The sequence below is a fragment of the Ensifer sp. 22460 genome, from assembly GCF_052044935.1.
Taxonomy (GTDB): Bacteria; Pseudomonadota; Alphaproteobacteria; order Rhizobiales; family Rhizobiaceae; genus Ensifer.
Map to the genome: position 1 here is coordinate 74,127 of NZ_JBQENZ010000009.1, position 14,951 is coordinate 89,077.

15 protein-coding genes are annotated in these 14,951 nt (G+C 63.1%); 7 read left to right on the top strand and 8 right to left on the bottom strand.

Translation table 11 applies throughout. From position 1 onward, the window contains the following. Nucleotides 1–112: 112 nt before the first annotated feature. Both ACTJKM_RS13490 and ACTJKM_RS13495 read right to left on the bottom strand, forming a co-directional pair. Nucleotides 113–544, bottom strand: a complete 432-nt coding sequence (locus tag ACTJKM_RS13490) for a VOC family protein (protein WP_057254950.1) — start codon at nucleotides 542–544, stop codon at nucleotides 113–115. A 188-nt stretch (nucleotides 545–732) separates the two neighbouring features. Then, nucleotides 733–987, bottom strand: coding sequence for a hypothetical protein (locus tag ACTJKM_RS13495; protein WP_057254951.1), 255 nt, complete (start codon nucleotides 985–987; stop codon nucleotides 733–735). Nucleotides 988–1,112: 125 nt separating this feature from the next. On the opposite strand from ACTJKM_RS13495, the gene ACTJKM_RS13500 reads away from it, so the two are divergent. Together ACTJKM_RS13500 and ACTJKM_RS13505 are read left to right on the top strand one after the other, a co-directional pair. Beyond that, nucleotides 1,113–2,018: an HpcH/HpaI aldolase/citrate lyase family protein gene (locus tag ACTJKM_RS13500; protein ID WP_058325727.1), complete on the top strand. Its 906-nt coding sequence runs from the start codon at nucleotides 1,113–1,115 to the stop codon at nucleotides 2,016–2,018. Continuing rightward, nucleotides 2,015–2,221 carry a DUF1737 domain-containing protein gene (locus tag ACTJKM_RS13505; protein WP_057254953.1) on the top strand — a complete coding sequence of 69 codons (207 nt, stop codon included), beginning with the start codon at nucleotides 2,015–2,017 and terminating at the stop codon, nucleotides 2,219–2,221. The genes ACTJKM_RS13500 and ACTJKM_RS13505 overlap by 4 nt, the downstream gene beginning before the upstream one ends. Nucleotides 2,222–2,443: 222 nt before the next feature. Here the strand turns inward: ACTJKM_RS13505 and ACTJKM_RS13510 are convergent, their stop codons facing one another. Further along, entirely contained in the window at nucleotides 2,444–2,878 is a 435-nt protein-coding gene (locus ACTJKM_RS13510; protein ID WP_057254954.1) for a metallopeptidase family protein, read from the bottom strand. Between the two features lie 170 nt (nucleotides 2,879–3,048). Here ACTJKM_RS13510 and ACTJKM_RS13515 point away from each other — a divergent pair, with 170 nt between their 5' ends. Genes ACTJKM_RS13515 through ACTJKM_RS13525 form a run of 3 tightly spaced genes read left to right on the top strand, consistent with a single transcriptional unit; the run spans nucleotide 3,049 to nucleotide 8,826 of the window. Beyond that, complete coding sequence (locus tag ACTJKM_RS13515; protein ID WP_058325726.1) at nucleotides 3,049–4,002, top strand: ImuA family protein; 954 nt, start codon at nucleotides 3,049–3,051, stop codon at nucleotides 4,000–4,002. Next, nucleotides 3,917–5,470: a Y-family DNA polymerase gene (locus tag ACTJKM_RS13520; RefSeq protein WP_286161503.1), complete on the top strand. Its 1,554-nt coding sequence runs from the start codon at nucleotides 3,917–3,919 to the stop codon at nucleotides 5,468–5,470. Before ACTJKM_RS13515 ends, ACTJKM_RS13520 begins: the two co-directional genes overlap by 86 nt. After that, nucleotides 5,467–8,826: an error-prone DNA polymerase gene (locus tag ACTJKM_RS13525; RefSeq protein WP_113512872.1), complete on the top strand. Its 3,360-nt coding sequence runs from the start codon at nucleotides 5,467–5,469 to the stop codon at nucleotides 8,824–8,826. Before ACTJKM_RS13520 ends, ACTJKM_RS13525 begins: the two co-directional genes overlap by 4 nt. 300 nt (nucleotides 8,827–9,126) lie before the next feature. On the opposite strand, the gene ACTJKM_RS13530 is transcribed toward ACTJKM_RS13525, so the two are convergent. Then, nucleotides 9,127–9,351, bottom strand: coding sequence for a hypothetical protein (locus tag ACTJKM_RS13530; RefSeq protein ID WP_244495724.1), 225 nt, complete (start codon nucleotides 9,349–9,351; stop codon nucleotides 9,127–9,129). Between ACTJKM_RS13530 and ACTJKM_RS13535 the strand changes: the two genes are divergently transcribed. Together ACTJKM_RS13535 and bfr are read left to right on the top strand one after the other, a co-directional pair. Beyond that, nucleotides 9,253–9,510 (top strand): (2Fe-2S)-binding protein, encoded by a 258-nt coding sequence (locus tag ACTJKM_RS13535; RefSeq protein ID WP_244495725.1) that lies wholly within the window; start codon nucleotides 9,253–9,255, stop codon nucleotides 9,508–9,510. The two genes, ACTJKM_RS13530 and ACTJKM_RS13535, sit on opposite strands and share 99 nt — an antisense overlap. Beyond that, nucleotides 9,476–9,967: a bacterioferritin gene (gene bfr / locus ACTJKM_RS13540; RefSeq protein ID WP_034802698.1), complete on the top strand. Its 492-nt coding sequence runs from the start codon at nucleotides 9,476–9,478 to the stop codon at nucleotides 9,965–9,967. Before ACTJKM_RS13535 ends, bfr begins: the two co-directional genes overlap by 35 nt. A gap of 87 nt (nucleotides 9,968–10,054) precedes the next feature. Here the strand turns inward: bfr and ACTJKM_RS13545 are convergent, their stop codons facing one another. The 4 genes from ACTJKM_RS13545 to ACTJKM_RS13560 form a co-directional block, all read right to left on the bottom strand. Then, on the bottom strand, nucleotides 10,055–10,582 hold the full coding sequence (locus tag ACTJKM_RS13545; RefSeq protein WP_058325723.1) for an RNA pyrophosphohydrolase: 528 nt from the start codon (nucleotides 10,580–10,582) through the stop codon (nucleotides 10,055–10,057). Nucleotides 10,583–10,634: 52 nt separating this feature from the next. Then, the gene (locus ACTJKM_RS13550) at nucleotides 10,635–11,843 is read right to left on the bottom strand and encodes a divergent polysaccharide deacetylase family protein (RefSeq protein WP_058325722.1); all 1,209 of its coding nucleotides are present in this window, start codon (nucleotides 11,841–11,843) and stop codon (nucleotides 10,635–10,637) included. A gap of 352 nt (nucleotides 11,844–12,195) precedes the next feature. Next, entirely contained in the window at nucleotides 12,196–13,518 is a 1,323-nt protein-coding gene (locus ACTJKM_RS13555; RefSeq protein ID WP_057254961.1) for a S41 family peptidase, read from the bottom strand. Then, nucleotides 13,508–14,905, bottom strand: a complete 1,398-nt coding sequence (locus ACTJKM_RS13560) for a murein hydrolase activator EnvC family protein (protein ID WP_058321706.1) — start codon at nucleotides 14,903–14,905, stop codon at nucleotides 13,508–13,510. Before ACTJKM_RS13560 ends, ACTJKM_RS13555 begins: the two co-directional genes overlap by 11 nt. Between the last annotated feature and the right edge of the window lie 46 nt (nucleotides 14,906–14,951).

Below are 14,951 nucleotides of genomic sequence, written 5' to 3' on the forward strand. Positions count from 1 at the left end.
TAGATGAGTTTTGCGCCGAAATGAAGGAAAATCTATCCAAACACGCTCCGCCGGGCGGGTGAAAATGCCCGCCCGTGAAAGCTTCGTCCGGATTTCGATTGTCGGGAAGCCCTCAGCCTGCCTTCACCGGGCTGTTCATGGCCCAGAGAACGCCGAAGGGATCGCGGAGCTGGCCGTAGCGGTCGCCCCAGAACATCACCTCGATCGGCATCACCACCTCGGCGCCGGCGGCAACGGCGCGGTCCCACCAGGCATCGATGTCCTCGACGGTGAGCGTCAAGGTAAAGGCCTGCGGCTTTTCCAGCGGATGGCCATATTCCGGATAGGCATCCGCCAGCATCAGCGAGCTGCCGTTGACGTAGAGATGGATGTGCATCGTCCGGCCCTGCTCGTCGAGCGGATGCCGGTTGACCTCCTTGGCGCCGAAGGCGCGCTGGTAGAATTCGGATGCCTTGGCGGCGCCATCGACCTGAAGATAGGGCAGAAGCCCGTTCAGGACCGGTGCCGGCTGCTTCGTTTCGGTTTGCTGCGTCTCAGTGTCCATGTCGTTCTCCATCCTGTTCGAAGAGCCAGGACCGTGCTGGCCTGCCTCAAGGACGGACATGGAGCGATCGATCCGACACGGGGATGGAAAAATTTCGCAGCCGGCTGAATGGCAGCTCTCGAGAAACAGCAAAAGGCTTCGAGCCGATTACGGATCGGCCCGATTGCGGATCACTACGATCGCCGGGATCAGAGGTCGATGATCGTGCCGCGACCGTCGTTCCAGATGCGCATCTCGCGCTGGCCGTGGGCGGCAGCGGCGGCGGCCGGACGGGCGGTGGCGCGGGCCGGCCTGAGGTTCAGCCGGGCGGCAATCGCGCTGCCGATCACGACGACGGCGGCGATGCCGGCCAGTGCCAGCGCCAGCGAGGCGGTCAGAACGAAGGCCGCAAACGTGATGGTCAGGGCTGCGGCCGTGAAGAGAACAGAGCGAATGCTTTGCATAATCGTCACCTTTCTGATGGCGATGTGGGGGCTCCTCCCCGCACTTGCAAGAGGCGGCTTTGCGAAAGGGGTGCGGCGGTTCGCCTCGTCTTGCGGAACGAGGCAAAGGCGGGCACAACTGAAACATGAGCAAATCGATCGAACATCACCCGGTGCGCCTGCGTCGCTCGGTGCTATCGGTGCCGGCCGACAATGCCCGCGCGCTTGCCAAGGTCGCTGAACTCGCGACCGATGCCGCGATCTTCGATCTCGAGGATGCGGTTGCGCCTGAGCGCAAGATGGAAGCACGCGAGGCGCTGGTTCGGCATCTGACGATGAACCGGCCGGATTGTGAGATCGTCATCCGCATCAATGCGCTCGGTTCCGGCTTTGGCCAGGACGATCTCGCCGCGGTGCTTGCGGCGAAGCCCGACGCCATTCTTCTGCCGAAGGTCGAAAGCCCGGCGGATATCCAGGCGGCGGCCGACTGGCTGGCCGAAAACGATGCGCCGGAGACGCTGCGTCTCTGGGCGATGATCGAGACGCCGCGCGGTGTCATCAACGCGCCTCTTATCGCCGAGACCGGCCGCACCTTCGGCGGCCGGCTCGATTGTTTCGTCGTTGGTCTCAACGACCTGCGCAAGGACACCGGCGTTCCGGATCGCCCCGGCCGTCCCTATCTGATCCCCTGGCTGATGCAGATCCTGCTGGCGGCGCGCGGCGGCGGGCTCGACGTCATCGACGCCGTGTTCAACGATTTTCGCGACGCTGATGGATTCGACGAGGAATGCCGGCAGGGCCGCGACATGGGCTATGACGGCAAGATGCTGATCCACCCGGCCCAGATCGGCCCGGCGAACGAACGTTTCGGCGTAGAGCAGATCGCTGTCGACGAGGCGCGCGCGATCATCGCTGCCTTTGCGCTCTCGGAAAACGCCGGCAAGGGCGTCATCAATCTCAACGGACGGATGGTCGAGCGGCTGCACCTCGATCAGGCCGTGATGCTCGCCGCCAAGGCGGATCTCATCGAAAAACGAAAGACAAGATCTTGAAACTCTATCGCTTCCTGACCGGTCCCGACGACGCTTCCTTCTGTCACAAGGTGACGGCAGCGCTGAACCAGGGCTGGAGCCTGCACGGCTCGCCCACCTATGCCTTCAACGCCGATACGCAGCACATGCAGTGCGGCCAGGCGGTGTTCAAGGAGGTCGAGGGCAAGGATTACACCCCGGATATCAAGCTGTCGGAACAGTAGTCGAGGCTGTTTGCCGTCGTGCAAGTTTGCCCCTCACCCTAACCCTCTCCCCGCAGGCGGGGCGAGGGGACGCGGTTGATGCTCGCAATCGGCGTGTGAGGCCTGTTTTCTGGTATCGGTTAACCCGTGCTCCGATTGGGATGCGAACGGTACCGCGAGTCTCCTTCGCCCCGCTTGCGGGGAGAAGGTGCCGGCAGGCGGATGAGGGGCAGATAAAACGGGTTAGCCGCCGACGTGCTCGACGCTGGCTTCGATCCGCTCCATGTCGTCGTCGGAAAGGCCGAAGTGATGGCCGATCTCATGGATCAGGACATGGGTGATGATGTCACCCAGCGTCTCCTCGTTCTCAGCCCAATAGTCGATGATCGGGCGGCGATAGAGGGTGATGCGGTTTGGAAACTGGCCGGTTTCCATGGTGAAGCGCTCGCTGATGCCACGGCCCTCGAAAAGGCCGAGCAGGTCGAAAGGCGTTTCCAGTGCCATGTCCTCGAAAATGTCGTCGCTCGGGAAGTCGGCAACTTCGATGATGAGGTCGGTCGTCAGCTGGCGGAATTCCTGCGGCAGGTGGCCGTAGGCTTCCAGTGCGAGCTGTTCAAAAGTGGTAAGCGTCGGTGCGTGGCGTTCCCGCCAATCATCGGTCTGGTCAATGCGGGCCATAGGCACTCCTTGTTGCCCTCCATATAGCGATTTTGCCAGTGTTTTTCGAGTGTTGAATTCCGCGGGCATGGGGACAGGAATAAATTCTTAGAATTGGCTGTTGACTCATTTAGGAAGCTCTGGAATCTAATAGAACATAACATGAACATTTATGATGGGAGTTGACCGTCATGGCCGACAAAGCCGTGGAGCGGGAGACGGTACTTTCGCTCCGAGAGACCATAGCCAGGATCGAAAACCGTCGGCTTCCGGGCGTCGTGCGCGCCGCCAAGGCGGCCGATCCCGGCGGCTTCCGTCAGCGCGAGGAAGATGAGCCTGGCCGTCGGGCGCTTGCGCTCGGGGTTGCGGATCTGGACACGCTTCTCGAAGGCGGCCTACCGCTCGAAGGCATGACGGAAATCCGCAATGCCGAGACGCGCGATGCCGGCGCTGCCGCCGGTTTTGCCGCGGCACTCAGCGTGCTCTGCCAGCAGGCGCGCCTGGAAAAAGGCGAGCCGGCAGCTCCGGTTCTCTGGATCAGCCAGTCGATGGCTTCCAACGAGGCGGGCCTGCCCTATGGATTGGGTCTCAAGGCCTATGGGCTCGATGTCCGCGGCCTCGTCTTCAGCCTGCCGCGCACGGTGAAGGACGCGCTCTGGATCGCCGAGGCGGCGCTTTCCGTCCCGAGCTTCTGTGCCGTCATCCTGGAAATTCGCGGCAATCCCGCAGCTCTTGCGCTCAGCGAGAGCCGGCGCCTGCATGTTCGCTCACGCGCGGGCCATGTTCCCCTTCTGCTCCTGCGCCAGTCCGGGCACGAGGAGGCGAGCAGCGCCTTCTTCCGCTTCCTCGTCGAGCCGGCGCCGGCGCGCGAGCGTCCCCTACCGGATGGATCGATGCTTCGCGGCAGCATCGGCCATCCCGTCTTTCATATCATCGCCGAGAAGAGCAGGGCTCCTGCGCCGCTCGGCTTCCTGCTGGAGTGGAACCCCCATGACCGCCGCCTTTACCCCGTCGAGCCCCTACCAGCCGCTGCTGCGGCAGATCCAGAACCAGCGCATTCTGTCGCTCGCCTTTCCGCATCTTCCGGCCGATCGGGTCGCCCGCAAACGCTGGGGGAACTCGTGGCTTTCCCGCGGGCGTCCTGAGCATCCGCCTGTCGTCTTCGCTGACAAGGTGAAGAGCGCGATGCGCCTCGTCGCGCTCGACGGTTACGCCGAAAAGTGCGGGTTTCACATCGGTCAGGGTGTTGCCGAAGCCCGGGCCATGTGTCCCGAGATCGACGTGCTGCCGGCCGATCCCGCTGCCGATCGGGCCCTGCTCGAAGGCCTTGCGGATTGGTGTTGCCGCTATACACCGCTCGTCGCGCTCGATGGCGACAGCGGCCTCTTTCTCGACATCACCGGCTGCGCCCATCTTCTCGGCGGGGAAAAGGCGCTGTTCGACGATCTGCTCGCCCGTCTCTTTCATCTGGGGGTCGAAGCCCGCGCGGCGATCTCCTCTTCCGCCGGGCTCTCCTGGGCGGTGGCGCGGTTCGGCTCCGACGGCATTCTTGCCCCGGACGAGGCGGCGCGGGTGCTGGCGCCGCTGCCGATGGCGGCTCTTCGGCTGCCGCGGGAGACGATCGAAACGCTTGGCCGGGTCGGGCTCAAGCAGGTCGGCGACATCGTCGAGGCGCCGCGCGCGCCGCTTGCCCGCCGGTTCGGCGCGACCCTGCTTCTGCGCCTCGATCAGGCGCTCGGGCGGGAGGATGAGCCACTGTCGCCGCGGTTGCCCGTCGCCGCCCTCTCAGTGGAGCGCCGTCTCGGCGAACCGGTCCAGGGCGAAGACGATATTCTCGGCTTGACGGAAGAGCTGGCGATGCGGCTGAAGCCGGAACTGGAAAAGCGTGGGCAGGGCGGGCGTCTGTTCGAGCTTCTGCTTTTCCGCGTCGATGGCGCGGTCTTCCGCATCGCCGCCGGCACGTCCTCGCCGCTCAACGAGCCGCGGCGCGTCGCCGGTCTCTTCCGTGAACGGCTGCAGGCGGTGCACGAGGATCTCGATGCCGGCTTCGGCTTCGAAATCCTCAGGCTCTCGGTGCCGAAGAGCGAAAAATACGAGGCGATGCAGGAGGATTTCTCCGGCACGCCGGATCGCGAGCGCCCGCTTGCGGCCTTTGCCGACCGAGTGATGGCAAGGTTCGGGGCGGAGAGCCTGCTGGTGCCGGCTCTGTCGGAAAGCCACGTGCCGGAGCGGGCGGCAAGCTTCCGCCCACTCACGGATCTCGCGCTCATGGGCAAGGCCGAGGCGCCTGCGCAAAACATTCCCGCGATCCTGCTTGCCGCGGCGGCTCGGCCGCAGCGGCTCTTTCCAAGCCCCGAGCCGGTGGAGGCGGTGGCCGAGGTGCCGGAGGGGCCGCCGAGAAGCTTCCGCTGGCGGCGCACGCTGCACCGCATTGCGCGGGCCGAGGGGCCGGAGCGGATCGCCGGCGAGTGGTGGCTCGACGGCGAGCCGGCGATGGAGCGCGATTATTTTCGGGTGGAAGACGAACGCGGCCGGCGGTTCTGGCTGTTTCGCGAGGGGCATTATGGTGCGAGCGCCCCGCCGCGCTGGTTCATGCATGGAGTCTTCGCATGAGCGACGCTGTCCCCTATTTCGAGATCGGCGCCTGGTCGAATTTCTCCTTCCTCGAAGGCGCGTCTCATCCGGGCGAGATGGTGGTTGCGGCGAGCCGTCTTAACATTGGCGGCCTTGGCATTGCTGACCGCAATACGGTTGCCGGCGTGGTGCGCGCGCATGCGCAGGCCAAGGTGGAGAAATACGCCTTTCAGCCTGGCGCGCGGCTCTCCTTTGCGGAAGATCTGCCCGACGTGCTCGCCTATCCCTGCAATCGCCGCGGCTGGGGCAATCTCTGCCGGATGCTGAGTGCTGGAAACCTGCGCGCCAAGAAGGGCACCTGCACGCTCTATGAAGCCGATCTCGTCGAGTGGGGCGAGGACCTGTTGCTCGTCGTGCTGCCGGATCCGGTGATCGGCGCGCCGGAGGCAACCCTGCTTGCCGATTTTCTCAAACGCCTGAACCCGCATTTCTCGGGTCGGCTCTATCTGGCGCTGGTACCGCGTTATGACGGCTTCGATCAGCTTGCCTTTGCCGGGCTTGCGACCATCGCCCGCCATGCGGCGGTGAAGATCGTCGCCACCAACAGTCCGCTGTTTCATGCCGCCGACCGCCGGCCGCTTGCCGATGTCGTCACCGCCATCCGCGAGCATGTGACAATCGCCACGGCCGGCTATCGGCTGCACGCCAATGCCGAACGGCATCTGAAGGCGCCTGCCGAAATGGCGCGCATCTTCCGTGATTACCCGGAAGCGATCACCAATACCGGGCATTTTTTTGGGAGGCTGAAGTTCTCGTTGTCGGAGCTCGAATATCAATATCCGGACGAAAGCACTCCGGGCGAGACACCGACACAGACTCTGCGGCGACTGACGATGGAGGGTGCGCACGAGCGCTATCCCGACGGCATTTCGCAGAAGGTTTCCAAGCAGATCGAATACGAGCTCGAGTTGATCGCCAGCAAGCGCTACGAGCCCTACTTCCTGACGGTGCGCAATATCATGCAGTTTGCGCGCGGCGCCAAAATCCTCTGCCAGGGGCGCGGTTCGGCGGCGAACTCCACCGTCTGCTATTGCCTGCGCATTACCGAGGTCGACCCGCTTTCGACCACCCTGCTCTTCGATCGCTTCCTCTCGACCGAGCGGGACGAGCCGCCGGATATCGACGTCGATTTCGAGCACGAGAAGCGGGAAGAGGTGATCCAGCATATCTACCGCACCTACGGCAGGGAGCATGCGGGGCTGACGGCGGCCGTCATCAGCTACCGGGCGCGCTCGGCCGGCCGCGAGACCGCCAAGGCCTTCGGCTTTTCCGAGGACGTGCAATCGGCGCTCGCCGGCTCGGTCTGGGGCTGGTCGGTGGCCGATCTTTCCGAGCGCGAGGCGCAGGCTGCCGGTCTCGATACGAAGGACCCGACGACTGTCCGGGTGCTCGATTATGCCACGGAGCTGATGAGCTTCCCGCGCCACCTCTCCCAACATGTTGGCGGTTTCGTCATCACCCGCGACCGGCTCGACGAGGTCGTGCCGATCATGAACACGGCGATGCCAGACCGCTACATGATCGAGTGGGACAAGGACGATCTCGACACGCTGAAGATCCTGAAGATCGACGTGCTGGCGCTCGGCATGCTCACCTGCATCGCCCGGGCCTTCGAGCTGCTCGACCGGCATTACGGCGAGCGGAAAACCCTGCATCAGCTCTTCAAGGATGACCAGAAGGACGTTTACGACATGATCTGCCGCGCCGATACGATCGGCGTCTTCCAGATCGAGAGCCGGGCGCAGATGAGCATGCTGCCAAGGCTGAAGCCGCGCATCTTCTACGACCTCGTCATCGAGGTGGCGATCGTCCGGCCAGGGCCGATCCAGGGCAACATGGTGCACCCCTATCTGAAACGGCGGGAGCAGCGTGCTCGCAATATCCCCATCGAATATCCGAGCCCTGAACTAAAGGTGGTGCTGGAGCGAACGCTCGGCGTACCGCTCTTCCAGGAACAGGCGATGCAGATCGCGATTACCGCCGCTGGGTTCTCACCCAGCGAGGCTGACCGGCTACGGCGTGCCATGGCGACCTTCAAGCGCACCGGCACCATTCATACCTTCCACGAGAAGATGATCGAAGGCATGGTCAAGAATGGCTATGACAGGGACTTTGCCGAGCGTTGTTTCAAGCAGATCGAAGGTTTCGGCGAATATGGCTTTCCCGAAAGCCATGCCGCGTCCTTCGCGCTCTTGGTCTATGTCTCCTCCTGGCTGAAGACCTATTACCCGGATGTCTTCTGTGCCGCGCTTCTGAACTCGCAGCCGATGGGCTTTTACGCGCCCGGGCAACTGGTGCGCGACGCGCGCGAGCATGGGGTCCGGGTGCGGCCCGTCGACATCAACCATTCGGTCTGGGATGCCGATCTCGAAGACGGCGGCCTCGATAAGGGTGCCATCGAGCCGCGTCATCGCGAAATGGAGGACGTGATCAAGACTGACAAGGCGATGCGCCTCGGCCTCAATTCTATCAAAGGGCTGAACCAAGAAGAGATCGAGAAGAAACTCGTCGCCAACCGGGGTACCGGTTACGGGACGGTCCGTGACCTCTGGCTGCGTTCGGGTCTCTCCCGCTCCGCGCTCGAAAGGCTCGCCGATGCGGACGCTTTCCGTTCGATCGGGCTCGATCGCCGCAAGGCGCTCTGGGCGGTAAAGGCGCTGGACGAAAAGAGTGCTGCCGAAAGGCTGCCGCTCTTCGAAGGCGCAGCGAGGGAGGAATTGCGGCCGGAGCCAGCCATGATCCTGCCGGAGATGCTGCCGGGCGAGCAGGTGATCAACGACTATCGTTATCTCTCCTTCTCGCTCAAGGCGCATCCGGTCTCCTTCCTGCGAGAGGCGCTTTCCGAGAAGGGCATCGTCACCAGCCGCACGCTTGCGACCGCCCCGGTCGGGCGGCGGATAACGGTCGCCGGGTTGGTGCTCGTTCGCCAGCGTCCGGGCTCCGCCAAGGGGGTGATCTTCATGACGATCGAGGACGAAACCGGCGTTGCCAATGCGATCGTCTGGCCGAAGGTGTTTGCGACCTATCGGTCGGTGGTCATGGGCGCGCGGCTGGTCAAGATCCGCGGCCGGCTGCAGCGCGAAAGCAGTGTCATCCATGTGGTCGCCGAACACATCGAAGACATCACACCGATGCTGGGACTGTTGCGTGCAGAGGCGCGGCGGTTCGGCGCAAGCGACCGTGCCGATGAAGCGCTGAGGCCGACCGGCGACGCGCGCGAGAAGAAGGCGCAGGGCGATCTGCGCCTTGCCACGGCACGGCGTTCCGGTGGCAGCCCGGAACAGACGACGGCCGAGGTGGCGGACGTGATGCCGAAGGGGCGTAATTTCCATTGAAGGCAGGGTCCGACCCGCGCTGCTTCAACGGGCAGCCGGGTGGGCCTTTCGAGGAAAAAGCAGATCAACTTACGCGAGGTCCGGAACGGTCCGGATCATCATGTGTGCAGGCCACAGTCGGGCTCTTCATAGTAGGGTAGCGCCTGCGGTGTGTAAAAATGTCGCAGGACACGCGCGGCATGATCGACCTCTGGTTTACAAGAATAGTCGTTCATGTTTCTCTAAAATTCTGAAAAGACGAAGTTTTTTGTCAAGTTTAGAGTCGTTCTAATCGACCTGCAACTTCCGCTCGCGGAGTTTTTAGTTGACACTAAATGTCCTGTTTTGCTTTATGCGCTGATACAGGGCGTTGCGTACGACAGGCGAGACGACATGCTGGTTTGCAGCTGCAATTTCATCACGGAAAAAGAGATCGAGGATACGATCATCGGCCTCCTCGACGAGGACTGTTGGCAGCTGATCGTGCCGGCGAAAGTCTATCACGCGATGGAAAAGCGCGGCCGTTGCTGCGGTTGCTTCCCCAATGTCGTCGACATCATCATCCGCACCACCGAGCAATATCACGCGCACCGCGACTCGACGGACGCCGAGATATTTGATTTCATGACCCGCCTCAAACAATTCCATGAGGATAATCGGAGGGCGGATCTTGAAAGGCGACAAAAAAGTCATCGAGCAGCTTAACGAAGCGCTCTATCTCGAACTCGGTGCCGTCAACCAGTATTGGCTGCATTACCGCCTCCTCGAAGACTGGGGTTACACGCTTCTCGCCAAGAAGGAGCGCGCAGAATCCATCGAGGAGATGCAGCATGCCGACAAGCTCGTTGCGCGCATCATCTTCCTTGAAGGCCACCCCAACCTGCAGACGGTTGCGCCGCTGCGCATCGGCCAGAACGTCAAGGAAGTGCTGAAGGCCGACCTCGCCGGCGAATACGACGCCCGCACCGCCTACAAGAAATCGCGCGACATCTGTCATGCCGCCGGAGACTATGTCTCCATGAAGCTCTTCGAAGAACTGCTCGCCGACGAAGAAGGCCATATCGACTTCCTGGAAACCCAGCTCGAACTGCTCGACAAGATCGGCGAAGAGAAATACGGTCAGCTCAACGCTGCCCCGGCCAACGAGGCCGAAGCCGACTGAGTTCGGCGCAATATTTGAAAGAAAAGCCGGCGATCTCGCCGGCTTTTTTATCAGTGAGAAGTGCTGCGCACTTTTGCGCCACACGCCTTACGGCGCGAGATGCGCGAAGGCCGTGACAACCTCCTCGTAGACCTTGCGCTTGAACGGCACGATCAGATCCGGCAATTCGCGCATCGGTTTCCACTCCCAGGCGTCGAACTCCGGGTCATGCCCGCCCGGAGGCGGGTTGATGGCGATTTCGTTCTCCTCGCCCTCGAAGCGGAAGGCATACCAGCGTTGTGTCTGGCCGCGATACTTGCCCTTGAGACCGATGCCGATCAAGTGCTCGGGCAGATCGTAGTTGATCCAGCCCGGCGCTTCCGCGAGCAGCGACACCGTGCTCATGCCGGTTTCTTCGTAGAGTTCGCGATAGGCGGCCTTCAGCGGATCCTCACCCTTGTCGATGCCACCCTGCGGCATCTGCCATTGCTGCGGCGAGCCATCATATTCGGAATTGCCGACGGCGATGCGATGTCCAGCCCAGACGAGACCCGCGCGGTTCAGCACCATGACCCCTACGCAAGGACGATAGGGAAGGTCCTCCGCTCTGAGTTGTTTGTCCTTGTCTTTGCTCATCGGTTGCCTCTTCTTTCCAATCGTCAAATCATCCTGTCGGGATGGCTGTAAGCTAGTTCTGTTGCGGATCCTTGACGAGCGCGGAAACGCCGACGATCTCGATGCCGCGCCCCTGTGCTTCGCCGATCCAGGAGGCAATCGCGCCGACGCTTTCGTCGAAGGCGGAGGCGACACCGATGGCGGTGCCATTGCGGCGCGCAATGCGCTCGAGCTCGTCGAGCTTCTTCAGGATCGCGCTGCGGCTGAGCTCGGTGTCGAGTGTCAGGTCGGCAAAGCCATGCGGCACATCGAAGGCATCGGCGAGCTTGCCCGAGAGCGATTGCGCCGAGGTACCGTCGTCGAGGAACAACAGGCCGCGCTTGCCGAGATCGCGCATGACCGGCTCCAGCGCATCGGCATCCGACAGGAAGCGGCCGCCGAGATAATTCATGATGCCGGTATAATTGGTGATCTCGGCGAGGTTCTGATGCAGCTCCGCAAGGTTCTTCTTGGCGCCGAGACCGATGCGCAAGGCGTTGGGGCCGGGATCATTGGCCGGATAGTCGAACGGCTCCATCGGCAGCTGCAGCAGGATCTCATGGCCGCTTCGGCGTGCCTCCTGCATCCAGCGCTGCAGGCTGTTTCCGGCGGTAGCAAAGCCCAGCGTCACTTCGCCCGGCAGGTCGCGGATCGCCTTCTGCGTTCCGGTCTGGCTGAGGCCGAGACCGCCGACGACCAGCGCGATGCGGGTGCCGCGCGCGCCGGACCAGGGCCGCGCATATTGATCCATGGGGCGCAGCCCGTCCGGACCGGTGATCGGCAGGCGCCCGGCGGGGCTCTCTTCCAGGAGATCGTCATTGGGCATGGCCGCCATGCGCGGATCTTGGCCGCGGATCGGACCGACATTGATGAGGGCAGGGCCCTTGCCGTCGCGGCCGCGCGGCGAAAACGTGGTAACGGTGGAACCGTCATCGGTGAGCGTATGTTCGACGTCGGCGCCGGAATAGGCGGTCCCCGGCTTCATCGTTCCGCCTACGCCCGATTGGCCATTATCTGCCTTCGCTGGTTTCTCGTCGGTGCCCTTCGCACTCTCGCTCGCCGCTGTTTCGGTCTGACCGCGCTTCAGCCCATCAGGCGCAAGGGTGCCCCACAGCGACAGTCCGACGACCGACGCAATACAGAGACCGAGTAGAGAGAACCCGAGCATGCGTCGGGGATTGCGCTTCGCCGCTGGCTTTACCCGCCGGTTCTGGCCCAGGGGGGCATTGAGATCAGTTCCCAAACGGAGCCTCGGTCGATCTGTGCGATGTTGCCGCTTCTGCACGCCTGCCTATGATCATAGTCGATCAAAGGACAAAACACGCAGCAATTCAAAGTGCTGCAGCGACCTTCGCGCATCGAGCAGGACGCGCGGCGCTGCAGTGCGAGGCGGCGCTGAGACGCTTCGCCTGTTCTTCCCTTAGCGCGCCGGTGGTCTGAGAATCAGTGGCCGCGACAGCGCCTGTACCCCTATAATTTAGCGGTGTCGCGTTGACCAGTGCATCTGCCTTGGGCGGAGGATGCGCCTTACTGAAATGCAGAGCGCCGCGTGTTCTTTCGAACACGCGGCGCTCTCAATTGCATACCCTGCAGGCTTACTTCTTGAGCTGCGCCTGTTCCGGGTTGGCCGGGAAGGTCGGATCCGTCTTCTTGCCACGCAACAGGTCGAGTGCGTAGTTGAGCTGCAGGTCGTCCTTTGTTTCCGGCGGCACATAGGCGACCGAGCCCGAACCTTCGTCGGTCTCGCTCTGACCCTGGATGTGACCGCGCAGGTCGGATTCGCCCTGAGCCTCGACCTTGCCGAGCAGTTCCGGCGGCAGTGGCTGTTCGACCTTGATGTCGGGCGAGATGCCCGTGCCCTGGATCGATTTGCCCGACGGCGTGTAGTAGAGCGCCGTCGTCAGACGCAGCGCACCGGCTTCGCCGAGCGGGATGATCGTCTGGACCGAACCCTTGCCGAAGGAGCGCGTGCCGAGAACGGTTGCACGCTTCAGATCCTGCAGGGCGCCGGCGACGATTTCCGAAGCGGAAGCCGAGCCGCCGTTGACGAGCACGATCACCGGCTTGCCATCGGTCAGGTCGCCCGGCGTCGCGTTGAAGCGGCGGGTTTCGTCCGGATTGCGGCCGCGGGTCGAAACGACCTCGCCACGCTCCAGGAAGGCGTCGGAGACGTTGATCGCCTGGTCGAGCAGGCCACCCGGATTGAGGCGCAGGTCGAGCACGTAGCCCTTGAGCTTGTCGGCCGGCACTTCCGCCTTGATCTTCTCGATGCCCTTTTTCAGGTCGTCATAGGTCTTCTCGGTGAAGGAGATGACGCGCAGGTAGCCGACGTCGCCTTCGGTGCGAACCTTGACGGCGCGAACGGCGATGACGTCGCGAACGATCGTCAGTTCGATCGGCTTGTCCGCGCCCTTGCGCAGGATCGTCAGCTTGATCGGGGTGCCGACGGCGCCGCGCATCTTTTCAACGGCGTCTTCGAGCTTCAGGCCACGAACGTCCGCACCGTCAATCTTCGAGATGAAGTCGCCGGCAAGCACACCGGCGCGTGCCGCAGGCGTGTCGTCGATCGGGCTCGTCACCTTGACGAGGTCGTCTTCCATCGTGACTTCGATGCCGAGACCGCCGAATTCGCCGCGGGTCTGGGTGCGCATGTCCTCGGCGTCGGCCGAGTTCATGTAGCTCGAATGCGGATCAAGCGAGGAGAGCATGCCATTGATGGCGTTCTCGATCAGCTTGTCGTCCTGCGGCGGCGTCACATATTGCGCGCGCACGCGTTCGAATACGTCGCCGAAAATTGCCAGTTCGCGGTAAGTCGAAGTGTTGGCAGCGACGGCCGGAACGACAGCCGAATAAACCACGCCCATCGCGGTCGCGCCCATGAGCGCTCCGACCAGAACAAGTGAAGCCCTACGTATCATTTCGCGCCTTTCCAACCTCTGCTGCGGTCCACCACGGTCGGGAATCAACCGGTTTTCCGTCTTTTCGGAATTCAATGTAAAGCGTCGGCCGGTCCGTTTCCAGCGCCAAGGCCGCAGCACTTGCGACTCTTTTTGCGCCCATCGTCGCCAGCGGTTCACCCGCCACGACAAATTGTCCGGTCTGCACGCTCACCGTCTCCATGCCCGACAGCACCACATGGTAGCCGTCACCAGGATTGAGAATGATCATCTGCCCATAACTGCGGAAATTGCCTGCATAGACGATCCAGCCATCTGACGGCGCAGTCACCAGCGCGCCGGGATTGGTTTCCAGCATGATCCCTTGCAGGGAGTGCCCCGTGCCATCGGCATCACCAAACTTTCGCAAAAGCGATCCCGCGGCCGGATAGGCAAGCTTATTCCTCAGCTCCGAAAACACGTATGCTGGCGCAATGCGGTTTTTGTCGGGCACGGCATTGCGGGCCAACTCGCGTGCCGCTTCGCGCTCGGCCTCGCTCATGCGCAGGCGCTCTTGCTCCTGGGCGCGGGCTGCTTCTGCGGCCTCTCGAACAGAGGCGATCTGGCTTTCGAGCGAGCCGATCAGGCCCTGGAGATTGGTGGCCTGGCTGGCAAGTTCCTGCGCCTTGCGCTGCTCGGCGGCGAGTTCGCTGGCGCTCGACTGGCGCAGCTTCTCCTTTTCGGCGACGAGCATCGACATGCGGCGCTCTTCTTCGACATTGGCCGTCATCGTCGCGGTCAGCTCTTCGCGCTGCCGGTCGATGCCGGCGCGAATGTCGGCCAATGCCTTGAGGTCGGCCACCAGGTTTTCGGTTTCCTTGCGAAGACCGGGTACGACGGCGCCGAGCAGAATGGCGCTTCGCACCGAGGACAGCGCATCCTCCGGCGTCACCAGGATCGCCGGCGGCGGGTTGCGTCCCATCCGCTGCAGCGCGGCGAGAACCTCAGCAAGTACCCCGCGGCGCGAGTGCAGGGACTTTCGGACGGCGTCCTCCTTGGTTCGCAGATCGCTCAGTTTCTTTTCGCCGTCGACGATCTGCTGCTCAAGGCCCTGGCGCTTCTTGGCGGAATCGACGATCGCAGCGCGCAGCGTCTCATTGGTCTTGTCGATCTCGGCGATGGTCTCGGTCAGCGCGTTGGCGCGCTCCTGCGACAGCGTGATGGTCTTCGAAAGCGCGTCGAGTTCGCTGCGCGTGCTGTTGCGGCGAAGGGTGAGGTCGGCGGCAGGATCGGGCGGCCCCTGTTCCTGGCCGGCCATCGAGGCGCCGGGCGGCGTGACCTCCTGGGCGCCCGCCGGCAGGCCGATCGCCAGCGCAAGCGCAAAGGCCGCCGCTTTACGGGCAAGCCGTCCTGCGTCGTCTCTTCCCATGCTGAAAGCGCTGGTCCTGCCTCGGCGCGTCATCGGTTCGCGTGCG